Origin of the sequence: Aquimarina gracilis (assembly GCF_035285365.1) — a bacterium.
In the GTDB taxonomy this organism is placed as follows: domain Bacteria; phylum Bacteroidota; class Bacteroidia; order Flavobacteriales; family Flavobacteriaceae; genus Aquimarina; species Aquimarina gracilis.
In genome coordinates this window covers 13,900-38,673 of the sequence record NZ_JAYKLX010000014.1, presented here as the reverse complement: position 1 = coordinate 38,673, position 24,774 = coordinate 13,900, and the positions used below count along the sequence as shown (strand labels likewise).

The window sequence follows — 24,774 nt, the reverse complement described above, 5'->3', positions numbered from 1 at the left end:
AACTATATTTGAAAAAATAGTTCGAAAAATACAATTCCTTTTTCAAACTTAATCATTTAGTTTATGAACAATCAAGCACTATGGTAAAAATATTCGGGAAACGAAGCTTTCGGAAATATATTGCTATTTTTTGCTTGTATAATTTATCCTGAATATGTAAACCAAAAATAAGGTTAATCTTAAAGTTATGAATGAAGAATATGACTATGTTATCGTAGGTAGTGGTTTTGGAGGATCTGTAAGTGCTTTACGGCTTTCAGAAAAGGGATATAAGGTACTTGTGATTGAAAAGGGAAAATGGTACGATTCTAAAGATTTTCCAAAATCAAACTGGAACCTTAAAAAATGGCTCTGGATGCCTTTTTTTAGATGGTTCGGGATCATGAAAATGTCTTTTTTTAGGCATGTGGTGGTAATCTCGGGAACCGGAGTTGGTGGAGGATCATTGGTATATGCAAATACATTGCCTGTGCCAAAAAAAGAATTCTTTACCTCGGGTAGCTGGAATAAACTTACCGATTGGCAAACAGAATTGGCACCGTTTTACAAAACAGCTTTGACCATGTTGGGTGCACAGAAAAACCCTAAGTTTTTTGATGGTGATAAGGCACTGAAAGAACTGGCCTCTAAACTGAATATAAAAGAGAACTTTGAGCCTACTGATGTTGCCGTTTTTTTTGGAAAACCTAATGAAACAGTACCTGATCCATATTTTGATGGTAAAGGACCAGATCGTACAGGTTGTAACTATTGTGGTGGATGTATGACAGGATGTAGGTTTGGAGCAAAAAACACCTTGGATAAGAATTATTTATACCTCGCTCAACAATTAGGGGCCCAGATTTTGGCAGAGAAGGAGGTCTATGATGTTACCCCTTTGGGAGAAGGATATGAGGTTAAATTTAAGTCTTCTACCCGGTTTTTTAAATCCAAAAAATCTGTAAGAACAAAGGGTGTGATTTTTTCTGGAGGTGTACTAGGTACAGTAAAACTCTTGCTTAAACTTAAGAAAAAGTCTTTACCAAAAATTTCTGATAGATTGGGCTATGATATCAGAACCAATAATGAAAGTTTAATAAGTGTTACCAATCTGGATGGTAAAAAAGATATGTCCAAAGGAGTTGCCATTGGATCTATTCTTAATACAGATGAAAATAGCCACCTAGAAATAGTGCGATATGCCAAGGGCTCTGGTTTTTGGAGATTATCTCATCTACCGCTTACTCATGGAAAAAATACTATCGTAAGAGTGACCAAAATGATTACCAGTTTTATTAAACATCCTGTTGCTTATATTAAACTGTATACGACCAGGGATTGGAGTAAAAGCACGGTAGTTCTTTTGTTTATGCAAACATTGGATAGCACTCTTAAATTCAAGCGAAACAAATTTGGAATCATGAATACCAGGGTAGCCGAAGGGAAGAAACCATCTGCATTTATTCCAGAATCTTTGAGTTTGGCAAAACAATATGCTGCTATTGCCAAAGGAAAAGAAACAGTTTTTGGTTTGGAACCTTTGGCTGGCATACCATCGACAGCTCATATTTTGGGTGGGGCTGTAATGGGAGCAAATGCTACAGAAGGCGTAATCGATAAGAACAACAAAGTATTTGGGTACGATAATATGTATATTTGTGATGGTTCTATGATATCTGCCAATCCCGGAGTAAATCCATCATTATCAATAACAGCAATTTCTGAAAGAGCAATGAGTAAAATTCCCGAAAAGAAAAGTTAGCTTAATCTTTTGGGTTATTTTGAAAATATCTAAGAATCAAATAAAGTCCAAAAACAATAAAAAAAACAATAGAAAGAGTACCTATACCCCAATCTGGAGCTTCTTTTAATCTATTGTATAATCTTAAACTACCTAGAAGTACGATCGAAATTCCAATCATCAAATTCCAGGTTCTTCGCGAAGGATTATGATCTTGATCCTCCATAATATTATGAAAGGCTTTTTTCTATAATAGGAATGGCTTCTTCTACATCAGTCTTTTTTACAAACAGTTGGATATGGTCCGGGATTCCGCCTCCAAAACCTGCTATCATACCCGATTTCATGTCATCTCGAGTAATAGAATTAATTCCTCTGTCTTGAAGCATGGTCTGTAAAAATTGAACATTGATCAAACTACCGGTATATACTCTTTCGTATTCGCTTTCGGGGAACATAATTTCCTATTTATGCATTAAAATATTTGCTATTCCAAATCGCAGTATTAAAGTTTTTACCAAGTGCAAAACCATAAAAAATTACAATCGCAGCAACCGATTTAAACATGAACAAAAATACCATGATAAACGTTGCGGTGTTATTGGTTTTACTAAACAAACCATTTGGAACCATAAATGTAAGCAAAAGACTTACTAAAAAGGTAAGGAAGAGTAAATTTTCAAAACTTTTAAAGAACCACATCATAATTTTACGAAGCGGATGCAAATCATTACCCCATTTTTCAACAAGATAGAAATAATCATTTCCCATTGGTGCAAATAGGAGAGGATCATCTGCATTTTCTAATTTAAATAGCTTTGATGGGGCTATAATTTTAAACCCTTTAAGTTCTGTTTTATGTTTCTTTTCTAATTCTTTTATGGATGATAAAGCTTTAGAAGGAAGCTTTCCCTTGAAATATTTGGCATCCAAAAAACGCAAGCGGTAATCAATACAGATTTTCTTGATTTGATCCAGGTGATATATTCTATGGGTTTCCAATTGATCAAAATCAAAAGTGTTTGTAACCAAATCAGGTGTGGTATTTAGATTTTGAACAATACGCTCTTCATGCCTTAGATCTTCTTTAAAAACCTGTTCTATTTGAGTTTTCCAGCCGGACGGGTCAAACTCTTTGTCTCTTCGCTTACTTAGTTTATCCTGAATATTTGTTCTGGGAAATAGCATTTTCTTTTTTCTTTAGCCCTACTAAATTAAGAATTTAGGTCTAGGTTTGAAAATATTAACTAAGCTAATGTTTTGATGTAGAGCAGTTTTAACGATTGTTGAAGTAAAGAAATATTAAACAACAGGAGAGTAATATTATAAAAAAGCAACCATGACTTTTCATGGTTGCTTTTTCAAAACAGAAATATTACTAAAAACTAGATAATCGTAGATTGCCCTACGTGTATATTTTCAAAATTAATATTAGAATCCTCTGGATTCAAAATGTAATCTGCAATGAAATCTCCAACTTTTTCTGTAGTAAGAGGGTTTTCATTATTTAAATCTGGTGTGGTAAGATTCAATTCTAGTGCTTTCTCTACCGCATCTCTAATGGCTTTAGCTTCTCCCAAAAGATCGAAGTGTTCTAATAGCATAGCTGCAGACAATATAGCGGCAATAGGGTTGGCGATACCTTTACCTGTAGCTTGTGGATATGACCCATGAATAGGTTCGAACATACAACATGTATCTCCAACAGAAGCTGATGCTAAAAGGCCTATAGATCCCCCAATCACACTAGCTTCATCAGAAATGATGTCACCAAACATATTTTCAGTAAGAATTACATCAAACTGGCTAGGATTCAATATCATTTGCATAGCGGCATTGTCTACAAATAAAAAGTCCAAAGTGACATCCTTATATTGCTTGGCAATTTCACCAACTACTTTTCTCCATAATCTTGAGGATTCTAAAACATTGGCTTTGTCGACCAAGGTTAATTTCTTTCTTCTTTTTTGTGCTGCTTTAAACGCTAGATGAGATATACGCTCAATTTCTCCTTTAGAATACTCACATAAGTCTGATGCGACAGTTCCGTCTTCACTTAAACTTTTCTTTCCAAAATATATTCCTCCTGTAAGTTCTCGGTAGATAGAAATATCGGTTCCTTCAATAATCTCACGTTTAAGAGGAGATTGGTCAAGAAGAGTACTATAAGCTTTTACAGGACGTATATTGGCGTAAAGGCCAAGTTCTTTGCGTAATTTAAGTAACCCTTGTTCTGGGCGCACAGGTGCACTAGGGTTGTTATCGTATTTTGGATCTCCAATAGCTCCAAACAAAACTGCATCTGTATTTACACAAAGTTCCAGAGTTTTGTCGGGTAGGGGATTTCCGGTCTTATCGATAGCAATAGCTCCTACTAATGCTTCTTTAAATATAAAAGAATGGTCAAAGCTATGGGCAACCGCTTCTAACGCTTTAATAGCTTGAGCAGTTACTTCTGGACCAATTCCGTCTCCTGATAATACAGCTATGTCTAGTTTCATATTTTTGTTTTTTTGTAACACCAAATGTGTCGAAGTTTTTTATTCTATTATTATTTAGGCTTCGACAAGCTCAGCCTTACAATTTTTCTATTTGCTTATACTCTTGAGTCCTCAAAAGCTTCTATTTCGGTTTTATTACTTATTAAAAAGTCTATATCATCATAACCATTAATAAGACACGTCTTCTTGTAAGGATTAATTTCAAACATTGAAGAATTGCCAGTAGCAAGAATTGTTATTTTTTCTTCTTCAAGATCTACTTCAAATCTGGTATTAGGATCTTTTTCAATTTCATTGAACAGTTCTTTTAAGAAATCTTGAGATACCTGTATCGGTAATACACCATTGTTAAGTGCATTTCCTTTAAAAATATCTGCAAAAAAACTCGAAACAACTACTTTAAATCCATAATCATGAATTGCCCACGCAGCATGTTCTCGGCTTGATCCACAACCAAAGTTATCTCCTGCTACCAAAATTTTACCACTATATTTGGTATTGTTCATAATGAAATTTTGATTTAGACTACCGTCTTTATTATAACGCCAATCTCTAAAAAGATTTTCGCCAAAACCATCACGATTGGTGGCTTTCAAAAAACGTGCGGGAATGATCTGATCTGTATCTACATTTTCAATAGATAATGGTATTGCAGAGGATGTTAGTTTTGTAAACTTATCCATGATTAATTCAAATGTTTAGTAATATCAATAATTTTTCCTTCAATTGCAGTAGCTGCAGCTACCAGTGGACTGGCAAGAATCGTTCTCGAACCTTGACCTTGGCGTCCTTCAAAGTTTCTATTTGAAGTCGACACACAATATTCGCCTTCAGGTATTTTGTCATCATTCATGGCAAGGCATGCAGAACAACCGGGCTGGCGTAATTTAAAACCTGCTTCTTCAAAAACTTCATTAAGACCTTCTTCTACAATTTGTTGTGCCACTTGTTGTGACCCTGGTACGAACCAAGCCGTTACGTTATCGGCCTTTTTCTTCCCTTTTATATAACTGGCAGCGACCCTAAAATCTTCAATTCGACTATTGGTACAACTTCCAATAAATACGTAATTAATTTCCTGATTAATGAGAGATTGTCCCTTTTCGAAATTCATATAGGCCAATGATTTCTCGAAAGAAGCATTATTCTCTGTCGGAATGTTTTCTGAAATTTTGATTCCCATTCCTGGATTCGTTCCATAAGTAACCATTGGTTCGATATCTGCAGCGTCAAAGTGGTATTCTTTATCGAATACAGCGCCTTCATCTGTAGGTAAAGTTTTCCAATAAGCTACTTTTTTATCGAATTCATCTCCTTTTGGAGCAAATTCTCTTCCTTTTATATATTCGAAAGTAGTTTCATCTGGAGCTATCATCCCACCTCGAGCTCCCATTTCAATACTCATATTACAAACGGTCATACGTCCTTCCATAGACATTTCTTCAAAGACGTTTCCTGCATATTCGCAGAAATAACCCGTACCGGCATTGGTGCCTAATTTTGCAATGACGTATAGAATAACATCTTTGGGTAGAACACCTGCCTTTAGTTTTCCAGTTACATTTACTCTAAGGCTTTTAGGTTTTTGTAATAACAAGCTTTGGCTTGCAAACACTTGAGCTACCTGACTAGTACCAATTCCAAAAGCGATAGCACCAAAAGCTCCGTGTGTCGAAGTATGGCTATCTCCACACACCATGGTCATTCCGGGCTGAGTGATCCCCAATTCTGGAGCCATTACATGTACAATTCCATTATATTTATGACCCAAACCGTAAAGAGTAATATCGTTTTTCTTACAATTTTCTGTAAGTTGTGCCAATTGATTTCGGGATAACTCATCTTTTACTGGTAAGTGCTGATCTACAGTTGGTGTATTGTGATCTGCGGTAGCCACTACTTGGTCTGGTCTAAAAATTGGGATTCCACGTTGTTCTAATTCTGCAAATGCTTGCGGACTAGTAACTTCATGGATCAAATGCTTGTCTATATATAATATTTGTGGACCGTCTTGTATTTCTTTGACCACATGCGCATCCCAAACTTTATCGAATAAGGTTTTCTTCATCTATGTAATTTAAAGATACCTCCTAGGTTTTACAAGAACTTAGGAGGTATATTTCATAATTGTATACTTTTATTTATGCAACAACAGCAGCTGTTACATTTGTGTTTTTCATAATTTGATGGATATCCTCGTCGATGACTTCTTTCTTCTTGTCTGCAAAGTTCAAAAATTCTTTATACACTTTATCCAACTGAAGTTTTGTCAATTCATATCCTACCTTTTTGGCTCTATAAGCCAACGCTGCTCTACCACTTCGGGCCGTAAGAACGATAGCAGATTCGGTTACGCCAACTTCTGCAGGATCGATGATTTCATACGTTTCCCGATTTTTAATTACTCCATCCTGGTGTATTCCTGAACTATGTGCAAAAGCATTGGCTCCAACTATGGCCTTATTTGGTTGCACAGGCATACCCATATTTTCTGAAACCATGCGACTGGTATCATACAATAATTTGGTGTCAATATTGGTGTTTAAATTTAAGTAAGGGTGTTGACTCATAATCATCACCACCTCTTCTAAGGCTGTATTACCTGCACGTTCTCCGATACCATTTATTGTACATTCTATTTGTCGAGCTCCATTTATTGCTCCAGAGATCGAATTTGCAGTGGCTAATCCTAAATCATTATGGCAATGACAAGAAATTATGACATTATCAATTCCTTTTACATTTTCTTTTAAATATTTGATCTTGGCCCCATATTCTTCAGGTAAACAATATCCTGTTGTATCAGGAATATTAAGAACGGTCGCTCCGGCTTTGATCATAGCTTCACAAACTCTTGCCAAAAACTCATTGTCGGTGCGACCGGCATCTTCAGCATAAAATTCTACATCTTCTACAAATGATTTTGCATATTTCACAGCGGCTATACCACGCTCGATTACCTTTTCCTGAGTAGAGTTGAATTTATATTTTATATGAGATTCTGATGTTCCTATTCCAGTATGAATTCTAGGTCTTTTGGCGTGCACGAGAGCTTCTGCAGCTACTTTTATATCATTTTCTACTGCTCTTGTAAGTCCGCAAACAGTAGCATTTTTTACAATCTTGGCAATTTCGGTTACCGAAGCAAAATCACCAGGGCTAGAAACAGGAAATCCTGCTTCGATTACATCGACTCCCAAAAGATCTAATCGCTCTGCAATAATTAACTTTTGTTCGGTATTAAGTTTACAACCAGGGACCTGCTCTCCATCCCTTAAAGTAGTATCAAATATTTGGACTTTATTATCGCTCATGAGAATTCTATATGTTATTAGTTTTCTACTTTTAAGAAATGATCATCTTTTTTTAAATAATCTTACAAGATGTTTCTTAAATCTCTTACGAATTTATATTTTGGGAATTCAAAAGGGAAGTATTTGGATATTAGTTTTACAATGCTAAACTATTTTAATAACAATATAACTTTCTTTTAATCAATTAATTACAATATATTTTCTTACAATGACTACTGATCAAAAAGATCCTTTGTTTGTTTTAATTAAATCGCTTTCTAAATCTGAAAAAAGGCAGTTTAAAGTATATGTAGGTCGATTAGGAGTAAATACGGATTCAAAATTTTTGGCACTTTTTAATCATTTAGACAAGAGTGACATCTTGGATGAAGAACTTATTATAAAAAAGGGGATCGTAAAAAAGCAACAACTTTCTAATCTAAAAGCTCATCTATACAAACAGATTTTGATTAGTATGCGATTAAGTCCGTTGCATCAAAATATTCGGTCTCAAATACGAGAACAGTTGGATTTTGCTTCAATTTTGTACCATAAAGGACTATACAAACAAAGTTTGAAGATGCTTGAAAAATCTAAAGCATTGGCTAAAGAAAATCAGGAACACAATATTGCATATGAGATTGTAGAGTTAGAAAAAATTATCGAAACGCAATACATAACAAGGAGTATAAATAGCAGAGCAGATGAATTAACTGTTGAAGCCAAGATGTTGAGTATGAAAAATGTACTCACCAGCAGGCTGTCTAATTTGTCTCTTCAACTTTATGGATTAATGCTCAAGAGCGGATATGTAAGAAGCGATAAAGAACATAATGTAATTACCAACTACTTTCACAGCAAGTTACCCAAGTATGAATGGAGCATGATGGGTTTCAGAGAGAAACTATGGTTATACAAAGCGCATTTGTGGTATAGCTTTATAGTACAGGACTTTTTGTCTTGTTATAAATACTCCAAAAAATGGGTTGATTTGTTTTATGAGCACCCGAAAATGATGACTCAAAACCCTGTTTTCTTTTTAAGAGGAAATCATTATTTATTAGAATCCTTATACCTAATCAAAGATAAAACACAGCTTCAAGCAACATTATCTGAGTTTGAAGAGGCAATTACTAGGGATACTTTTCCCAAAGATGATAATATTGAAGTATTGTCATTCCAGTTTATTTATAACAATAAGCTTAATATTCATTTTTTGGAAGGAACTTTTGATGAAGGAGAGTATCTCGTTGAAGAGATATTACATGGGATTGAAAATTATAAGAACAGAATTGATGATCATCATATCATGGTATTTTATTACAAGATTGGTTGTTTGTATTTTGGCATGGGCAATCATAGAAAGTGTATAGAATATTTGGCAAAAATTATCAATAATAAGTCCTTGAAAATGAGGGAGGATCTTATGTGTTTCTCCAGAGTGTTAAGTTTGGTAGCGCATTATGAGGCCGGAATGGATTATCATCTTGAGACGCAATTAAAAGAGACATATAGGTTTCTTATTAAAATGGATGATTTGTACGAAGTACAAAAAGAGATGATCAAATTTCTAAAAAATCTGGGAGATATTTTTCCTCATCAGATCAAGGATGAATTCAAAAAACTTCATAAAAGACTGAAGCAATATGAGGATCACCCTTATGAGAAAAGAGCATTTTTGTATTTGGATATTTTGTCATGGTTAGAAAGTAATATTGAAGGAAGACCTGTTGCCGATATTATTAAGGAAAAAGCTAAAAAATCGGTTCGATAAATCATTCTACATGCAAAAAAGTCTACATCTACGTAATATTCTAGAATTAAATTTGGCAATGCTCTTAATAAGTACTTCGGGAGCATTAGGAAGGTATATTGATATGCCAGTGCCCGTTATTATTGGCTTTCGTGCTTTGATGGCTGGAGTCTTATTGTTTATTTTTTGTAAATGGCAAGGAAATTCGTTTAGAACAAGTAGCAAGGATCGACCTACAATCATCCTGAGTGGTATATTAATGGGGCTTCATTGGATTACCTATTTTTATTCGCTTAAATTATCAAATGTTGCCATAGGGATGTTGTCTATATTTACATACCCTGTTATTACTGCTCTTTTAGAACCACTGCTGCTTAAGACAAAATTTCAAAAAGTACACCTGTTACTGGCGTTATTAGTATTGTTGGGAATCTATTTTCTAGTTCCTGACTTGGATTTTTCAAACTCATATACAAAAGCTGTAATCCTTGGTATTATTTCGGCATTATGTTACGCATTGCGTAATATCATCATGAAAACCAAAGTGGGGGATTACAATGGTTCTGTTTTAATGTGGTATCAACTTGTGATTGTAAGTATGTTTTTGCTTCCTTTCTTATTTATAATGGATAGCTCTGGTATCAAAGATCAATGGCTCCCAACATTAACTTTGGCATTATTGACTACGGCGATTGGACATACGCTATTTTTGGCTAGCTTTAAGCGGTTTTCTATTACAACTGCGAGTATTATTAGTAGTGTGCAACCTGTCTATGGGATCATTATTGGAATAATATTTTTAGGAGAAGTCCCCGTGTTATCAACCATTATTGGTGGGATTTTAATTTTAACTTCGGTGGTTATTGAAAGTGTACGAACCTATAAATAATGCTATTTTATGAAAGATCTATTAGAGAAATTAGAAAAACTTATTGTAAAAGGTCGTCAAACCATAATAGAAATGGATGGCGAAATTCTGGAATACAAAGAATCAGAAATGAAATGGTCGAAAAAAGAAATTTTAGGTCATCTTATAGATTCTGCTATTAATAATCTACAGCGTTTTTGTGAAGTTCAATTCATACCAGAACCTTACGAAATAAGAAAATACAACCAGAATGAACTGGTTAAAGTAAATTTATATCAAGAACTCGATATAGAAACCTTGTTGACACTATGGATTTCTTTAAATCAACAAATTGTTGTGGTTACCAGTAATATAGACAAAAAGACATTAGATCACTCTATTAAGCTTGACGGAAATGTTGATAAGACGGTTCGTTGGTTAGTAGTTGATTATATTGATCATATGGAACATCACATGAAACAAATTAAAGAATAGATGATAAGCAATCATCCCAAATAGGATCAGACGGAGGAGGAGCGACGATAGTAATAGGTTCTTTTTTAACTGGGTGAACAAAAGATAGTTTACGAGCATGTAAATGAATGCTACCATCTTTATTACTTCGATTAGCACCATATTTTAAGTCCCCTTTAATTGTACAATCTATAAAGGACAGTTGCGATCGTATTTGATGATGCCGACCAGTATGTAAATCAATTTCTAGGAGATAATAATTATTTAATTTTTTTATGATCTTATAATCCAGAACTGCCTTTTTGCTATCAGGTACCTCATTTTTATGTGCATAGGATTTGTTTTGTTTTGGATTACGTTTTAACCAATGGGTTAGTGTGTCATTATCTTTTGGAGGTTTATTTTTTACTACTGCCCAATACGTTTTTTTTGCCTCTTTGTTGGCAAACAGTTTGTTGAGCCTAGGTAATGCCTTACTCGTTCGGGCAAATACAACAATACCACTGGTAGGACGATCCAAACGATGTACTACACCAAGATAAACCGCACCGGGTTTGTTATATTTTTCGGCTATGTATTCCTTTACAACCTCACTTAGTGGTTTATCTCCGGTTTTATCGCCCTGTACAATATCTCCAGCACGTTTGTTGATGATAATGATATGATTATCCTCATAGAGAACTTGAAGATTGTTTTTATTGGAGAGCGTTTTGGGCATTGATTTTTAGATTCTTGGATTTTTAGATTGTTGGATTATTTTAAAGTAGAATTGAATTTTGAAGTCATTTTAATGATAGCCTCTAATTCCTTTGAAAGTGAGTCAAGTTCTTCTTTATTAATAAAGCTTAAATCATAAGAAATTAACAATTGTGTTTCTATTTCATAGGCCGACCCCAAAGTAATTTGCAAGAATCTAGAAAAATCTTTGTTTGACTTTCTTGAGGAACCTTCAGCTATATTAGATGGAATTGAAACAGCAGCCCTTCGTAGTTGATTTGTTATTCCGAACTTTTCGGATTCTGGAAATTTAGAGGTGGTAGAGTAAATTTTAGAACAGAACTCTCTACTTTTTTTCCAAATTTCTAAATCTCTAAACCTGTGCATAGTAATAATTCTAGAAATCTAACTTGTCCAAATATCGAAATGCTCTAGAACTAATACTGTTCATTTTCATTAGGAAAATCGACAGATTTTACATCACTTACATATTGTTTGAAGGCATTTGTCATTTCTGTATACATATCCAAGTAACGTCTTAAAAAACGAGGATTAAACTCATGAGTCATACCCAACATATCATGGGTAACCAATACTTGCCCGTCAACACCGTTACCCGCACCAATACCAATAATTGGAATTGTAAGGCTTTCTGCTACTTCTTTGGCCAATTTGGCAGGAACTTTTTCTAAAACAATGGCAAAACAACCGATTTTCTCAAGCATCAAAGCATCTTCCTTTAATTTATGGGCTTCTTCTTCTTCTTTTGCTCGTACTGTATAGGTTCCAAATTTATAGATAGATTGTGGTGTAAGTCCTAAATGTCCCATCACAGGAATACCCGCATTTAAGGTTCGTTTGATAGATTCTTTTACTTCTTTTCCTCCTTCCATTTTAACCGCATGGGCTCCCGATTCTTTCATGATTCGAATAGCAGACCTAAGTGCTTCTTTAGGATCACTTTGATAACTTCCAAAAGGAATATCAACAACAATCAATGCTCTATCTATAGCTCTTATTACCGAAGAAGCATGGTAAATCATTTGATCCAATGTAATAGGTAGGGTAGTTTCATGACCTGCCATTACATTAGAGGCCGAATCACCTACCAAAATTACATCTATCCCAGCACCATCCACAATTTTGGCCATTGTATAATCGTATGCTGTTAACATTGATATTTTTTCGCCGTTGGATTTCATTTCCACCAAAGACTTTACCGTAACGCGTTTGTAATCTTTTTTTGCTGTTGACATTTGCTATCGTTTTTTAAGGATTGTAAAAGTAATCATTTAACAATATCGTAACAAGTCTATTTTTATATTGATTTTCTTTTATACTCCCTCTGGGGAAATTAAGAATTCCATAAATTAATTAAAGTCTTACATTTATAAACCAAAAACCATCATTATGTATAAAATATCGACAGCAATAGTTTTGTTTTTCTTTTTGAATTTGGGCTACTCGCAAAAGGATATGTCTAAAGATAATAGTAGGTATAAAAATGAAGTGAAGACTACAATTTTAGAGTTTTTTGAGGGCTTTCATGCCGGAGACACATCAAAAATCAATAAAACCATAGACGTAAATATGACGTTGCAAACGGTAGTCAAAACTAAAGATGGGACAATCAAAATAGTGAAAACAGATACTCAGAAGTTTTTAGATGCCATTCATAATAGACCTGTTGAGCAACGTTGGGATGAACGATTGTTACTTTTTAAAATTGAAGCAGATTCATCAATAGCCAATGTGTGGACTTCATATGAGTTTTATCTTAATGACAAATTTAGTCACTGCGGTGTCAATGTTTTTCAATTGTATAATGATGGTACATCTTGGAGGATTCTGGCTCTTACAGATACTAGAACAAGAGAGGGATGTAAATAATAGGTTTGAGGTTTGAGGCTTGGAGTTTGAGGAAGTCTGGATGCACTTTGTAGGTGTTCAAACTAATTTGGTCGCTGCTTGGATGTACTTCATCGATGTATAAATGGGGTTGGTTTCTGCTTGGATGCACTTCATCGATGTATAAATAGGGTTGATTGCTACTTGGATGCACTTCATCGATGTATAAATGGGGTTGGTTGCTACTTGGATGCGCTTCATTGATGTATAAATGCAGTTGGTTTCTGCTTGGATACACTTCATCGATGTATAAATGGGGTTGGTTTCTGCTTGGATGCACTTCATCAATGCGTAAATAGGGTTGGTTGCTACTTGGATGCACTTCATCGATGTATAAATGGGGTTGGTTGCTACTTGGATGCGCTTCATTGATATTTGGAATTACAGCATACCTTTGTTAGGTATGGTCATTGCTGTTTGTACTTTGTGCCTTTGCAACTTACACTTAACAATCACTCAAACTCACTTTTACCGCCAAGCCACCTTCGCTGGTTTCTTTGTATTTGGTATGCATATCCTGAGCCGTTTCCCACATAGTTTCAATAACCTTATCAAGAGGAACTTTGGCATTTGCAGCATCGGTATCCAATGCCATTTCACAAGCATTGATAGCTTTGATAGCGCCCATAGCGTTTCTTTCTATACAAGGAACTTGTACCAACCCGGCAATAGGATCGCATGTTAGCCCCAGGTGATGTTCCATTGCGATTTCACTTGCCATAAGAACTTGCTCGGGGGTTCCACCCATAAGTTCGGTCAAGGCACCAGCAGCCATGGCTGAAGAAACTCCTATTTCAGCTTGACAACCTCCCATCGCAGCAGAGATTGTAGCACCTTTTTTGAATAAACTGCCAATTTCTCCTGCGACCAACATAAATTGTTTTACATCGTCAAAGTTGGCATCGTGGTTTTCGATTACCATATAATACATCATGACAGCGGGGATAACTCCGGCACTTCCGTTAGTGGGAGCAGTAACTACTCTTCCTAGTGAAGCGTTTACTTCATTTACAGCCAAAGCGAAACATGAAACCCATTTTAGGATTTGTCTAAATTTTACTTCAGTATCTCTAATGGCCTCGATCCATTCAGTAGGATTATTGTAAGGGGTATCACCGATTAGTTTTTTATGAGTGTCATAGGCTCTTCGTCTCACGTTAAGCCCTCCTGGCAAAGTACCTTCGGTATGACATCCTGTATACATAGATTCTAGCATGACATTCCATATTTTAGAAATGCGCTCATCTATTTCTTGATCATTAAGTAACGATCGTTCATTTTCAAGTACAATTTCAGAGACTTTTTTGTTTTTGGTATCACAATACCTTAATAAGTCAGTTGCCTTTTGTATAGGAAGCGGAAATTGTTTAAAAGCAGTAAGTTTTTTTTCTTTTCTTTTTCGTTCTTCCTTGACTACAAAACCACCACCAATAGAATAGAACGAAGATGAAACTTTGGTTCCGTTTTTTAAAGTGGCATGATATGTAATGGCATTGGGATGAAAATCTTTAAATTCTCTGTTAAAAATTATTTCAGTTTCAGGGTCAAAAGAGACCTGTTGCTCATTATTCAAAAGAAGTTGTTTCTTTTCTTTAATCGTATCAATAATTAAAGAAATTGATGATACATCAATAGTTTGAGGATCGTAACCGCACAATCCTAAAATTACAGCAATGTCTGTGGCATGTCCTTTTCCGGTAAGAGACAAAGAACCAAAAAGGTCTACCTTAATAGATATTACAGATTCAAATAGTTTTTCTTTTTTTAATTCTGCTATCCATCTGCGTCCAGCGCGCCATGGTCCTAACGTATGTGAGCTGGATGGACCAACCCCTATTTTCAGCATATCAAAAATACTGATACATTCCATAATTCGTAATTATTGAAATAATTTGAGGGGTAAATATAGTTTTTTGATAGATATGAACCGTATTTTTTATAGAATACTTAAGACTATAGCTTATGAGTATGTGAGAATGTGAGTGGATGAGTCAGTTGTAATTGAAAACTAAAGCCAAAAGTTAAATATGAATAATTGGTAGACAATGAATAGTAGTAAAAGTTGTTTTAATTTGCTAACAACTAATAACTAATAATGACATCCTGTCAGACAAACTGCAATGGCATAATCATTGACCTAAGAGGAGTAAATTATTATGAATAAAATTATAACAATTAAGTATAAAGATGAGTAAAATAATAGGAATAGACTTAGGGACAACCAACTCTTGTGTTTCCGTAATGGAAGGTAATGAGCCTGTAGTAATCCCTAATGCTGAAGGTAAAAGAACCACTCCTTCTGTAATTGCTTTTGTAGAAGGAGGAGAAATTAAAGTGGGTGATCCTGCAAAGCGTCAGGCGGTTACCAATCCAACTAAGACTATCTCTTCTATAAAGAGATTTATGGGTAATAAATTCTCTGAATCGGCAAAAGAAGCTGAAAGAGCTGCTTACAAAGTTGTAAAAGGTGACAACGATACGCCACGTGTAGATATCGATGGGCGTTTATATACTCCTCAAGAATTGTCTGCAATGACACTTCAAAAAATGAAGAAAACTGCAGAAGATTATTTAGGACAAGATGTTTCTAGAGCAGTGATCACTGTGCCTGCTTACTTTAATGATGCACAGCGTCAAGCTACAAAAGAAGCTGGAGAAATTGCAGGCCTTAAAGTAGAAAGAATTATTAACGAGCCTACTGCTGCTGCATTAGCATATGGACTTGATAAAAAAGGAACTGATCAAAAGATTGTTGTATTTGACTTTGGTGGAGGTACCCATGATGTATCGATCCTTGAGTTAGGAGATGGTGTATTTGAAGTATTATCAACCGATGGTGATACACACTTGGGAGGTGATGATGTTGATCAAAAAATTATTGATTGGTTAGCTGAAGAATTTAAAGCCGACGAAAATATGGACCTTAGACAAGATCCAATGGCTTTACAACGTCTTAAAGAAGCTGCAGAAAAAGCGAAGATCGAATTGTCTTCTTCTGCACAAACAGAAATCAATTTACCCTATGTAACTGCCACTGCGTCTGGACCAAAACACTTGGTAAGAACGTTAAGCAGATCTAAATTTGATCAATTGATCGATGACTTGGTAAAACGTACTATCGAGCCATGTCGTACAGCACTTAAAGCAGCTGGATTATCAACTAGTGATATCGATGAAATTATACTGGTAGGAGGATCTACTCGTATCCCTGCAGTACAAGAAGCGGTTCAGAAATTCTTTGGAAAAGCACCAAGTAAAGGTGTAAATCCAGATGAGGTTGTAGCCATTGGGGCCGCTATCCAAGGTGGTGTACTAACAGGAGATGTAAAAGATGTATTATTATTAGATGTAACACCGCTTTCTCTTGGTATCGAAACTATGGGGAATGTAATGACCAAACTTATTGATGCCAATACTACGATCCCAACCAAGAAATCACAGATTTTCTCTACCGCAGCAGATAATCAGCCATCTGTAGAGATCCATGTGTTACAAGGTGAGCGTCCTATGGCAGCAGATAACAAAACAATTGGTCGTTTCCACTTAGATGGGATTCCACCTGCACAACGAGGGACACCGCAAATCGAAGTTACTTTTGATATTGATGCCAATGGTATTATCAAAGTATCTGCTACAGATAAAGCAACTAACAAGTCTCAGGATATTCGTATCGAAGCATCTTCTGGATTAACAGAAGAAGAAATCGAAAGAATGAAACAAGAGGCAGAAGCCAATGCTGAAGCTGATAAAGCTGCAAAAGAGACTGCAGATAAGCTTAATGAAGCTGATGGAATGATCTTCCAAACTGAAAAGCAATTAACTGAATTTGGTGATAAATTATCTGATGATAAGAAAAAACCAATCGAAGAGGCTTTAGAAGAATTGAAGAAAGCTTATGAGTCTAAAGACCTGGCAGTTATCCAACCAGCACTTGATAAAATCAATGAAGCTTGGAAAGTAGCTAGCGAAGAGATGTACAAAGCACAAGCCGAAGCACAACAAAACGGACAACCTGGTCCTGATGCCGGAACAGATCAATCTGGCGGAGGTTCTGAAGGTAGCGATGTTGAAGATGTTGACTTCGAAGAAGTGAAGTAATACATAAGTAAATTATTTTTATATAGAATGCACGGTGTAAAGCCGTGCATTTTTTTTATAAAAAATAAAACTGTAACAAAAAATACCTTTTATAGTCTATTCTTATGTAGTAACACTTATTTAAAAATCAATCAAAAAACTATATCATGCAAATCACAAAAGAAATTCACAAAATACTAATCTTCACAATGCTTTCTCTGTTTTGTGTAAGCACTACTTTTAGTCAAAAAAATATCAAAGGAAATGGTAATGTAATCAAACAAGAAAGAACCGTATCATCGTTTGATGAGATTATCATTAAAGGAGTGTTCAATGTTCATTTAGCGCAAGGAAATGAAGAATTTGTAATGGTTGAAGCTGACGAAAATCTGCAGCCTATTATTACAGTGGAGAATCAAGGCAACGCGTTAGTTTTAGGCTGGAAAAAAGGAAAAAATGTTAGAAATAAAACTAAAATGAATATTTATGTTACTTTAAAAGATATCCAAAAATTAAAAATAGAAGGAGTGGGGAGTGTTAAGACTGCATCAACACTTTCATTAAAAAAACTAAAGCTAATGGTTAGCGGCGTAGGAAATACAGCGTTGAAACTTAATTGTGATACTTTAGATGGAAACATTAACGCTTTAGGAACCTTGACATTGGAAGGAAATGTTGATCGGGTTACATTAAATAATAGTGGAATAGGGTATGTAAAGGCCTTTGACCTTATTGCCAAAAAATTAGAGCTCAATAATTCGGGTATAGGAAAAGTTGAAGTTTATGCCGATGAAACTATCGATATAACTTCATCCGGAATTGGAAGTGTTCGTTATAAAGGAAACGCTCAAAATAAAAATATTGATTCAAAAGGATTAGGGAAAGTAACCAAAGTGAATTAAATCATCTCTATTAGGTGAATGAACAAAAAAAGCTTTGATTGAAGTCGTTTTATAGTGTATTTATACTCTGTGTAATGCTATAAGATAATGCCTTGAGTTTTTATTGTGTCGTTTTACTTTAAGTAATTCGTTTCAAGGCTTCTTTTCTTGATAGAGGTTTTAGGTCGGTTTTTGAAACAAATTCTTTTATCGCCTCTGGATGTACTTTTGAATATTCTCGTAGTGCCCATCCAATTGCTTTTTGGATAAAGAATTCATCTGATGATTTATGTTGATCGCAAAGTTTAAATAACAATTTTGAATCTGTATTTTCTTTATATCCTAACTGGAACAAAATGGCACTTCGGTTGAGCCACATATTTTTTGAAGAAGAAAAACTTGTAATTACCGTACTAATTTGATCGGGATATTGAAGTAAATAATTGCCTAAGATATGCTTTGCAATTATATCAACCGAATCCCACCAGGAATTTGTCGTGATTAACTTTTCGATGAATTTTATATCTTCTTTGCGATACTTTTTCTTAAGAAAACGGTCTACCAGTTCTATGGCACAATAATGTAACTCTCGATGAAGATTTTGGTATAATGCATTAGCTATTTTTATTACGTTTTCTGGTCTAAGTTCTTCCTTAAATTCATTAATCACTTCTTTTAATAAAGCTTTTCGCATCGGTGCTTTTATTCCATAAAAAGAGAAAAGATCCTTCATGTAAGCTTCCATTGCCCGAGCTTCTTCGGCATTTGCCTTACGTTCAAATTGTTTGATTAATGTAGCAACGAACTTCATTTTCTTATTTCATTATTAAAAACCTATGGCAGTATCATCTCCTCGTTTATCGGCACCACCTTCCAATGTGCCATCGGGAAGCGCTAAAATCCCATCAACTTTTCCAATGATTCGGGATTCTTCTTCATTGATTTTATATCCTTTGGCTTTTAAATTATCCAAAAGCTTATTGTCAAACGAATTGGGCTCAAAAACAACCACATCAGGTAACCATTGATGATGAAAACGAGGTGCATTTACAGCATCCTGCATGGTCATACCATATTCTCTTACATTAAGTATGGTTTGCAACACTGAAGTAATTATGGTCGAACCCCCAGGCGTACCCACAGACATCCAAAATTTTCCATCTTTTTCTACTAGGGTAGGCGTCATAGAACTTAACATTCGTTTTTCTGGAACAATAGCATTGGCTTTGGCACCAATTAGTCCAAACATATTAGGTACTCCGGGTTTAGCACTGAAATCATCCATTTCATTATTTAAAAAAGTACCTACTTCGGGTACAAAAAGTTTAGAACCGTAAGCTCCATTAAGCGTAATAGTAACCGAGATTGCATTTCCAAATTGATCTACAATAGAGTAGTGGGTGGTCTCATCACTTTCATATCCAGTAATGACTCCGCAGTTGATTTCATTTGAAGGAGTAGCTTTGTCAAAGCGAAAGTCTTCTATCCTTGTGGTTAAATATCCTTTACTTATAAGAGTGTCAATGGGTATGTCTACAAAATCGGGATCACCAAGGTAATATGCTCTATCGGCATATGCTCTTCGCTCTGCTTCTGTGATTATCTGTATGCTTTCAAGTTGGTTATGACCATATTGTGAGATGTCAAATGGCTCTATCATTTTCATGATCTGGGCAAGACAAACGCCACCGCTGGACGGTGGAGACATTGAAATAACAGACAAATCTTTGTAGTCAAACCGAACAGGATCTCGCCATCTTGCTTCGTATTTGCCAAGATCTTCCATAGTAATAATACCACGATTGGCTTGTATATGTTCTACAATTTTTTTTCCGGTTTCACCTTGGTAAAATTCAGATTTTCCGTTTTTAATAATCCGTTTTAGTGTTTGGGCAAGTTTTATATTTTTTATAGTGTCACCGGCTCTATATTCCTTAGCAAATAGTATAGTATCTTTATTAACTTCAAAAAATAAATCTCTCTTTTCTTCAAATCGTTTTTGCTGTTTTTTAGTAATTGTAAAGCCATTATTAGCCAATTCTACAACAGGTGTTAGAATTTCTTCAATCGGCATAGTGCCAAACTTTTCATGAACTGCAAAAATTCCTGCAATGGTCCCAGGGACACCAATTGCCAGGGCACCTAACTGACTTTTTTCGGGGATGGGATCACCTTTTTCATCCAAATACATATCTCGATGTGCAGCCAAGGGTGCTTTTTCTCTATAGTCTAAAGCACCTATTTCTCCGTCGGCTTTGCGATACACCATAAAACCACCACCACCTAAACTCCCTGCAAAAGGATAGCTAACTGCCAGAGCCATTTCGGTGGCAACCATTGCATCAAAGGCATTACCTCCTTTTTTCATAATAGCCGCACCAATCTTTGAAGCTTCTTTCCTAGCCGACACCACCATTGCTTTTTGTGTAATTACACCACGAACGGGTTTATAAACCTTGACTTCTTTCTTTGTACTGGTTTTGCACGAGATGAAAAATAAAAAGGAAAGTAATAGGTATAAGTAGCTTTTCATGATTTAAAGTTTTCTCATTTCATTTTTGGTAAACAGTTCAAGTTCTTCAAAAAAAGAACGAAACTCTTTTTCGAAATCAGTGTAGTACTCTTCAAGTTCGATAACTGCAAAATTCATTTTGGATCTATTTTTCGTTCTTCGATTCATACCCGATAATACCGAACCAATACCTGCAACTGTCGCATAACTTAATAACCAATTATCCCTAATCATATACGGCAGAAAATGTTGAATTGGTTTGGGAAGAATTTTATAATGATCCTGGAGTAAATCATAGAAACTTAAGGTGTAATCTTCCAAAGGAATACTAGAATATTCTTTCCAATTGGCAGCCAAAAAATGATCATATAGTATATCTACAATGACAGAGCTATAACGACCGTATTTTGATGATAATCGACTTATACTTTGTTTTACAATTTCATGCGAATCTGTATAAGAGTCTATTTTACGATGTAATTTTATCCCTTGGGAAATTCGTCTTGGGTATTCTAGAAATTTTTTGCCTTTTACAGAATCGGCAATAAAATTACCTATTTTGAGTTCGGGGTCTTCATAAGAAAGATAGATGTGAGCAAGGAAATTCATTAGTGAAATTTACAATTTTTTGATAAGTATGTATTGTTTTTTTGTAAACTTTAATAGTAAAGTTGTACTAGTGTGTTATAGCTTGTACATTTGCGACCAAATTTGGACCAATCAATCAATAATAATATGACATTAATAAAATCAATATCTGGAATTAGAGGGACTATAGGAGGAGGAGTAGGAAATAATCTTACACCAGTAGATGCAGTGAAATTTGCTTCTGCCTATGGGAGTTGGCTTAAAAAAGAAACTAATAAAGAACATCCTATTGTAGTGGTGGGGCGTGACGCGCGTATTTCTGGATCTATGATACAACAATTGGTAATGAACAGTCTTGTTGGATTAGGAATACATGTTGTCGACCTTGGGCTTTCTACTACACCGACTGTAGAGGTGGCAGTACCTCTTGAAAACGCAGATGGAGGAATTATTTTGACCGCCAGTCACAACCCAAAACAATGGAACGCCCTAAAACTTCTGAATAACAAGGGAGAGTTTCTAAATGCCGAAAATGGAAAGAAGATTCTTGATATTGCCGAAAAAGACGCATATATCTTTGCAGAAGTAGATGATTTAGGAAGTATTACCGTAAATAACACCTATATTGATAAACATATTGAAGAGGTATTAAATCTTACTCTGGTAAATGCAGATATCGTAAAAGAGGCTGGTTTTAAAGTTGTTGTAGATGCGGTTAACTCAACCGGTGGAATTGCAATTCCCAAACTTCTTAAAAAAATGGGTGTGGATGTAGTGGAACTTTACTGTGAACCTAATGGGCATTTTCCACATAATCCAGAGCCTCTGAAAGAGCATTTAACAGATTTGTCTGAATTGGTGGTTAAAGAAAAAGCAGATTTTGGACTTACTGTTGATCCAGATGTAGACCGTTTGGCATTTATGAGTGAAGACGGTGAAATGTTTGGAGAAGAATATACGCTGGTAGCATGTGCAGATTTTGTATTGGGGAAAACTCCTGGTAATACAGTTTCTAATCTTTCTTCGAGTAGAGCCCTCAGAGATGTTACTCAAAAGCATAATGGAAATTATGAAGCAAGTGCAGTAGGAGAAGTAAATGTTGTAGAAAAGATGAAAGCCAATAAAGCCGTTATTGGGGGAGAAGGTAATGGAGGGATTATTTATCCGGAATTACACTATGGACGAGACTCACTCGTTGGAGTAGCGTTGTTTTTGACGCATTTGGCAGAAAAAAAATGTAGTGTAAGCGAATTAAGAAATAGCTACCCGTCTTATTTTATGAGCAAAAACAAAATTCAACTTACTCCCGATTTGGATGTTGATGCAATTTTGGATGGTTTTCATAAAAAACATGCATCCGAAGAAGTTTCAACTGTAGATGGCGTAAAAGTAGATTTCGCAGATCGTTGGGTACATTTAAGAAAAAGTAATACCGAACCAATAATTCGTATTTATACCGAGGCTTTTAGTCAGGATAAGGCAGATCAATTGGCTCAAGATACCATTTCAACTCTAAAAGAAATTGCTGGTATTTAAGACTTAAAAAAAGCGAGATTTTTCAATCTCGCTTTTTTTAATCTATTGTAGCACCTTCGGGTTTTTCTGCATTGCGATGTTTCCATCGTTTATGTGACCAAAGGTAATATTCGGGATTGTTTTTAATTTGCTTTTCGAGCATTCGCAAATAGCTTTTTACAATGAAGTAATCTTCACAGTTTTTCGAATCTTCGGTAATTGGTACAAATTCTGCTTCATAATATCCCCGCTTAATTTTTTCTACTTTCAAGTAGTATACATTCATACCCGATCTTTTAGCTAGTACTTCGGCACCTAAAAAGGCAGGCACCTTGATCCCCATAAAGTCGGTCCAATACATGGCATTATAAATCTTTGGGGATTGATCTGAAACCAGGCCATACATGTACAGGCCATCATTCATTTCCTGATCTTTGGTGATTTCTTTCATTGCATTTTTTGTAGTAACCACACGAGAACCAAAACGAGCTCTTATTCGACGTACTAAACGGTCAAAGTATTTGTTTTCAATTTTTTTATAAATACCTACTGCTTGAAAATTTGTTTGTATATCAACAACATTAGACCACTCATAACTGGCATAATGTGCCATAAAGACCATGATGTTTTCTCCTTTTTTCTCAAGTTCGTGTATTTTATCAAGGTTCGTGATCTTAAAACGCTTTTTCATCTCATCATTAGAGATAGAGATTGATTTTATCATTTCTAAAAACATGTCACACATATGCCTGTAAAAACCTTTTCGTATTTTTTTGATTTCATCATATGCCTTTTCAGGAAAGACAAGTTGCATGTTTTGAGTAACTGTTTTTCTTCGGTACCTAAAGATGTAATAAATCAAGAAAAAGATGGAAGTAGAAAAAGCATAAAACAAACGCCATGGTAGTTTTGAAATAAACCATAGTAGTGGATAAACCAAACAATAAACAAATAACTGCATATAAGGGTAGGATTTGGACCGCGAAAATACATGTATTTTGTTAAATACCTCTTATAAGATGTTAAAAAAAACTAAATAAATTGAATTAAACAAGAGTATTAGTATTCCTAATCGAGTATTGCTCCTTTTGGAATTTCGGCGTCTCGATGTTTCCATCGTTTGTGAGTCCAGAGGTATAATTCTGGTCGATTTCTAATCTGTTCTTCGAGCATTCTGATGTATGTTTTGGTTATGTAATGCTCTTCGCAGCTTTTAGCATTATCAGTTATAGTAACAAATTTTGCTTCATAATATCCACGTTTTACTTTTTCGACTTTTAGATATGCTACTGCCATGTCTAATCGCTTGGATAGTACCTCGCCTCCAGTAATCACGGGTATTTTGATTCCCATAAAATCTGTCCAATAATGTGCGTGTTTTAATTTGGGAGATTGATCAGATAGCATGCCATAAGCACATAGGTTTTTGTTTATTTTATCTCTTGTGATTTCTTTAATTACCTTGTGACTTTCAATAAGCCTGTTATTAAACTTACCACGAATTTGATGTGCCAATTGATCAAAATATTTATTCCTAATTCTTTTATATACGGCTACTATAGGAAAATCTAATTCAAACTGAGCTGCTATTGCCCATTCATAATTCGCATAATGCCCCATCAAAACAACGATACTCTTGTTTTTTGCTTGTAAATTCTTGAAATCTTCGGGCTCTATAATTTTAAACCTTTTAATCATTTCTTCTTTAGAAATCGACATACTTTTGATCATTTCCATGAAGAGATCACACATATGCTTATAAAAATCTTTCCGTATTTTTTTGATTTCCTTTGCCGACTTTTCGGGAAATGCTAAAGAAAGATTAGTGCTAACGATTTTTTTTCGATAACCAATTATATAATAGATAAGAATATAGATGCAAGAAGAAAGCATATAAAATAGTCGCCAAGGCAGTTTAGAGATAAGCCACAAAATGGGATATACCAAACGATATACTATAAGTTGCATGAAGAATTAAATTAAGCCCA

The 24,774-nt window shown here is 35.1% G+C and carries 24 protein-coding genes; 8 read left to right on the top strand and 16 right to left on the bottom strand.

The genetic code is table 11. The features are described 5' to 3' along the window. Nucleotides 1-187: 187 nt before the first annotated feature. Nucleotides 188-1,741, top strand: a complete 1,554-nt coding sequence (locus U6A24_RS23030) for a GMC oxidoreductase (RefSeq protein WP_324182389.1) — start codon at nucleotides 188-190, stop codon at nucleotides 1,739-1,741. A 1-nt stretch (nucleotide 1,742) separates the two neighbouring features. On the opposite strand, the gene U6A24_RS23025 is transcribed toward U6A24_RS23030, so the two are convergent. From U6A24_RS23025 to U6A24_RS22995, 7 genes are all read right to left on the bottom strand, one after another. Continuing rightward, nucleotides 1,743-1,946, bottom strand: coding sequence for a hypothetical protein (locus U6A24_RS23025; RefSeq protein WP_324182388.1), 204 nt, complete (start codon nucleotides 1,944-1,946; stop codon nucleotides 1,743-1,745). 4 nt (nucleotides 1,947-1,950) lie between these two features. Beyond that, nucleotides 1,951-2,178 carry a putative signal transducing protein gene (locus U6A24_RS23020; protein ID WP_324182387.1) on the bottom strand — a complete coding sequence of 76 codons (228 nt, stop codon included), beginning with the start codon at nucleotides 2,176-2,178 and terminating at the stop codon, nucleotides 1,951-1,953. Nucleotides 2,179-2,188: 10 nt separating this feature from the next. After that, nucleotides 2,189-2,908 (bottom strand): hypothetical protein, encoded by a 720-nt coding sequence (locus tag U6A24_RS23015; RefSeq protein ID WP_324182386.1) that lies wholly within the window; start codon nucleotides 2,906-2,908, stop codon nucleotides 2,189-2,191. 197 nt (nucleotides 2,909-3,105) lie between these two features. Beyond that, on the bottom strand, nucleotides 3,106-4,221 hold the full coding sequence (gene leuB / locus U6A24_RS23010) for a 3-isopropylmalate dehydrogenase (protein ID WP_324182385.1): 1,116 nt from the start codon (nucleotides 4,219-4,221) through the stop codon (nucleotides 3,106-3,108). A 95-nt stretch (nucleotides 4,222-4,316) separates the two neighbouring features. After that, nucleotides 4,317-4,904 (bottom strand): 3-isopropylmalate dehydratase small subunit, encoded by a 588-nt coding sequence (leuD, locus tag U6A24_RS23005; protein ID WP_324182384.1) that lies wholly within the window; start codon nucleotides 4,902-4,904, stop codon nucleotides 4,317-4,319. A gap of 2 nt (nucleotides 4,905-4,906) precedes the next feature. Beyond that, nucleotides 4,907-6,289: a 3-isopropylmalate dehydratase large subunit gene (leuC, locus tag U6A24_RS23000; RefSeq protein WP_324182383.1), complete on the bottom strand. Its 1,383-nt coding sequence runs from the start codon at nucleotides 6,287-6,289 to the stop codon at nucleotides 4,907-4,909. Nucleotides 6,290-6,362: 73 nt separating this feature from the next. Further along, entirely contained in the window at nucleotides 6,363-7,535 is a 1,173-nt protein-coding gene (locus U6A24_RS22995; RefSeq protein ID WP_324182382.1) for a 2-isopropylmalate synthase, read from the bottom strand. Between the two features lie 208 nt (nucleotides 7,536-7,743). Between U6A24_RS22995 and U6A24_RS22990 the strand changes: the two genes are divergently transcribed. The 3 genes from U6A24_RS22990 to U6A24_RS22980 are packed head-to-tail and all read left to right on the top strand — an operon-like array spanning nucleotide 7,744 to nucleotide 10,609. Beyond that, nucleotides 7,744-9,288 (top strand): class I SAM-dependent methyltransferase, encoded by a 1,545-nt coding sequence (locus tag U6A24_RS22990; RefSeq protein ID WP_324182381.1) that lies wholly within the window; start codon nucleotides 7,744-7,746, stop codon nucleotides 9,286-9,288. Nucleotides 9,289-9,298: 10 nt separating this feature from the next. Further along, a complete protein-coding gene (locus U6A24_RS22985) occupies nucleotides 9,299-10,156 on the top strand; it encodes a DMT family transporter (RefSeq protein WP_324182380.1) in 858 nt (285 codons plus the stop codon). Nucleotides 10,157-10,165: 9 nt separating this feature from the next. Further along, complete coding sequence (locus U6A24_RS22980) at nucleotides 10,166-10,609, top strand: DinB family protein (RefSeq protein ID WP_324182379.1); 444 nt, start codon at nucleotides 10,166-10,168, stop codon at nucleotides 10,607-10,609. Here U6A24_RS22980 and U6A24_RS22975 read toward each other — a convergent pair. From U6A24_RS22975 to panB, 3 genes are read right to left on the bottom strand one after another with little or no spacing between them, the layout of a single operon-like run. Beyond that, nucleotides 10,599-11,306, bottom strand: coding sequence for an RluA family pseudouridine synthase (locus tag U6A24_RS22975; protein ID WP_324182378.1), 708 nt, complete (start codon nucleotides 11,304-11,306; stop codon nucleotides 10,599-10,601). The two genes, U6A24_RS22980 and U6A24_RS22975, sit on opposite strands and share 11 nt — an antisense overlap. Nucleotides 11,307-11,341: 35 nt before the next feature. Further along, the gene (locus U6A24_RS22970; RefSeq protein WP_324182377.1) at nucleotides 11,342-11,692 is read right to left on the bottom strand and encodes a four helix bundle protein; all 351 of its coding nucleotides are present in this window, start codon (nucleotides 11,690-11,692) and stop codon (nucleotides 11,342-11,344) included. Nucleotides 11,693-11,742: 50 nt separating this feature from the next. Next, complete coding sequence (panB, locus tag U6A24_RS22965; RefSeq protein WP_324182376.1) at nucleotides 11,743-12,561, bottom strand: 3-methyl-2-oxobutanoate hydroxymethyltransferase; 819 nt, start codon at nucleotides 12,559-12,561, stop codon at nucleotides 11,743-11,745. 154 nt (nucleotides 12,562-12,715) lie between these two features. Here panB and U6A24_RS22960 point away from each other — a divergent pair, with 154 nt between their 5' ends. After that, the gene (locus tag U6A24_RS22960; protein WP_324182375.1) at nucleotides 12,716-13,195 is read left to right on the top strand and encodes a nuclear transport factor 2 family protein; all 480 of its coding nucleotides are present in this window, start codon (nucleotides 12,716-12,718) and stop codon (nucleotides 13,193-13,195) included. Between the two features lie 463 nt (nucleotides 13,196-13,658). Here the strand turns inward: U6A24_RS22960 and U6A24_RS22955 are convergent, their stop codons facing one another. Beyond that, nucleotides 13,659-15,083: an L-serine ammonia-lyase gene (locus U6A24_RS22955; protein WP_324182374.1), complete on the bottom strand. Its 1,425-nt coding sequence runs from the start codon at nucleotides 15,081-15,083 to the stop codon at nucleotides 13,659-13,661. Between the two features lie 317 nt (nucleotides 15,084-15,400). Here U6A24_RS22955 and dnaK point away from each other — a divergent pair, with 317 nt between their 5' ends. Together dnaK and U6A24_RS22945 are read left to right on the top strand one after the other, a co-directional pair. Beyond that, on the top strand, nucleotides 15,401-17,311 hold the full coding sequence (gene dnaK / locus U6A24_RS22950) for a molecular chaperone DnaK (RefSeq protein WP_324182373.1): 1,911 nt from the start codon (nucleotides 15,401-15,403) through the stop codon (nucleotides 17,309-17,311). 146 nt (nucleotides 17,312-17,457) lie between these two features. After that, nucleotides 17,458-18,192 carry a head GIN domain-containing protein gene (locus U6A24_RS22945; protein WP_324182372.1) on the top strand — a complete coding sequence of 245 codons (735 nt, stop codon included), beginning with the start codon at nucleotides 17,458-17,460 and terminating at the stop codon, nucleotides 18,190-18,192. A gap of 118 nt (nucleotides 18,193-18,310) precedes the next feature. On the opposite strand, the gene U6A24_RS22940 is transcribed toward U6A24_RS22945, so the two are convergent. From U6A24_RS22940 to U6A24_RS22930, 3 genes are read right to left on the bottom strand one after another with little or no spacing between them, the layout of a single operon-like run. Continuing rightward, nucleotides 18,311-18,982, bottom strand: coding sequence for a DNA alkylation repair protein (locus U6A24_RS22940; RefSeq protein WP_324182371.1), 672 nt, complete (start codon nucleotides 18,980-18,982; stop codon nucleotides 18,311-18,313). 15 nt (nucleotides 18,983-18,997) lie between these two features. Beyond that, the gene (gene ggt, locus U6A24_RS22935) at nucleotides 18,998-20,704 is read right to left on the bottom strand and encodes a gamma-glutamyltransferase (protein ID WP_324182370.1); all 1,707 of its coding nucleotides are present in this window, start codon (nucleotides 20,702-20,704) and stop codon (nucleotides 18,998-19,000) included. Nucleotides 20,705-20,707: 3 nt separating this feature from the next. Then, complete coding sequence (locus tag U6A24_RS22930; RefSeq protein ID WP_324182369.1) at nucleotides 20,708-21,292, bottom strand: acyl carrier protein phosphodiesterase; 585 nt, start codon at nucleotides 21,290-21,292, stop codon at nucleotides 20,708-20,710. A gap of 126 nt (nucleotides 21,293-21,418) precedes the next feature. Between U6A24_RS22930 and glmM the strand changes: the two genes are divergently transcribed. Continuing rightward, nucleotides 21,419-22,807: a phosphoglucosamine mutase gene (glmM, locus tag U6A24_RS22925; RefSeq protein ID WP_324182368.1), complete on the top strand. Its 1,389-nt coding sequence runs from the start codon at nucleotides 21,419-21,421 to the stop codon at nucleotides 22,805-22,807. Nucleotides 22,808-22,844: 37 nt separating this feature from the next. Here the strand turns inward: glmM and U6A24_RS22920 are convergent, their stop codons facing one another. Both U6A24_RS22920 and U6A24_RS22915 read right to left on the bottom strand, forming a co-directional pair. Continuing rightward, nucleotides 22,845-23,783 carry a lysophospholipid acyltransferase family protein gene (locus U6A24_RS22920; RefSeq protein ID WP_324182403.1) on the bottom strand — a complete coding sequence of 313 codons (939 nt, stop codon included), beginning with the start codon at nucleotides 23,781-23,783 and terminating at the stop codon, nucleotides 22,845-22,847. A gap of 71 nt (nucleotides 23,784-23,854) precedes the next feature. After that, nucleotides 23,855-24,754, bottom strand: a complete 900-nt coding sequence (locus tag U6A24_RS22915; RefSeq protein WP_324182367.1) for a lysophospholipid acyltransferase family protein — start codon at nucleotides 24,752-24,754, stop codon at nucleotides 23,855-23,857. Between the last annotated feature and the right edge of the window lie 20 nt (nucleotides 24,755-24,774).

Excerpts from the sequence above, each read along its gene's own strand:
- U6A24_RS23030 (WP_324182389.1), top strand. The coding sequence starts at position 188 with ATGAATGAAGAATATGACTATGTTATCGTAGGTAGTGGTTTTGGAGGA.
- U6A24_RS23025 (WP_324182388.1), bottom strand. The coding sequence starts at position 1,946 with ATGGAGGATCAAGATCATAATCCTTCGCGAAGAACCTGGAATTTGATG.
- U6A24_RS23020 (WP_324182387.1), bottom strand. The coding sequence starts at position 2,178 with ATGTTCCCCGAAAGCGAATACGAAAGAGTATATACCGGTAGTTTGATC.
- U6A24_RS23015 (WP_324182386.1), bottom strand. The coding sequence starts at position 2,908 with ATGCTATTTCCCAGAACAAATATTCAGGATAAACTAAGTAAGCGAAGA.
- leuB (WP_324182385.1), bottom strand. The coding sequence starts at position 4,221 with ATGAAACTAGACATAGCTGTATTATCAGGAGACGGAATTGGTCCAGAA.
- leuD (WP_324182384.1), bottom strand. The coding sequence starts at position 4,904 with ATGGATAAGTTTACAAAACTAACATCCTCTGCAATACCATTATCTATT.
- leuC (WP_324182383.1), bottom strand. The coding sequence starts at position 6,289 with ATGAAGAAAACCTTATTCGATAAAGTTTGGGATGCGCATGTGGTCAAA.
- U6A24_RS22995 (WP_324182382.1), bottom strand. The coding sequence starts at position 7,535 with ATGAGCGATAATAAAGTCCAAATATTTGATACTACTTTAAGGGATGGA.
- U6A24_RS22990 (WP_324182381.1), top strand. The coding sequence starts at position 7,744 with ATGACTACTGATCAAAAAGATCCTTTGTTTGTTTTAATTAAATCGCTT.
- U6A24_RS22985 (WP_324182380.1), top strand. The coding sequence starts at position 9,299 with ATGCAAAAAAGTCTACATCTACGTAATATTCTAGAATTAAATTTGGCA.
- U6A24_RS22980 (WP_324182379.1), top strand. The coding sequence starts at position 10,166 with ATGAAAGATCTATTAGAGAAATTAGAAAAACTTATTGTAAAAGGTCGT.
- U6A24_RS22975 (WP_324182378.1), bottom strand. The coding sequence starts at position 11,306 with ATGCCCAAAACGCTCTCCAATAAAAACAATCTTCAAGTTCTCTATGAG.
- U6A24_RS22970 (WP_324182377.1), bottom strand. The coding sequence starts at position 11,692 with ATGCACAGGTTTAGAGATTTAGAAATTTGGAAAAAAAGTAGAGAGTTC.
- panB (WP_324182376.1), bottom strand. The coding sequence starts at position 12,561 with ATGTCAACAGCAAAAAAAGATTACAAACGCGTTACGGTAAAGTCTTTG.
- U6A24_RS22960 (WP_324182375.1), top strand. The coding sequence starts at position 12,716 with ATGTATAAAATATCGACAGCAATAGTTTTGTTTTTCTTTTTGAATTTG.
- U6A24_RS22955 (WP_324182374.1), bottom strand. The coding sequence starts at position 15,083 with ATGGAATGTATCAGTATTTTTGATATGCTGAAAATAGGGGTTGGTCCA.
- dnaK (WP_324182373.1), top strand. The coding sequence starts at position 15,401 with ATGAGTAAAATAATAGGAATAGACTTAGGGACAACCAACTCTTGTGTT.
- U6A24_RS22945 (WP_324182372.1), top strand. The coding sequence starts at position 17,458 with ATGCAAATCACAAAAGAAATTCACAAAATACTAATCTTCACAATGCTT.
- U6A24_RS22940 (WP_324182371.1), bottom strand. The coding sequence starts at position 18,982 with ATGAAGTTCGTTGCTACATTAATCAAACAATTTGAACGTAAGGCAAAT.
- ggt (WP_324182370.1), bottom strand. The coding sequence starts at position 20,704 with ATGAAAAGCTACTTATACCTATTACTTTCCTTTTTATTTTTCATCTCG.
- U6A24_RS22930 (WP_324182369.1), bottom strand. The coding sequence starts at position 21,292 with ATGAATTTCCTTGCTCACATCTATCTTTCTTATGAAGACCCCGAACTC.
- glmM (WP_324182368.1), top strand. The coding sequence starts at position 21,419 with ATGACATTAATAAAATCAATATCTGGAATTAGAGGGACTATAGGAGGA.
- U6A24_RS22915 (WP_324182367.1), bottom strand. The coding sequence starts at position 24,754 with ATGCAACTTATAGTATATCGTTTGGTATATCCCATTTTGTGGCTTATC.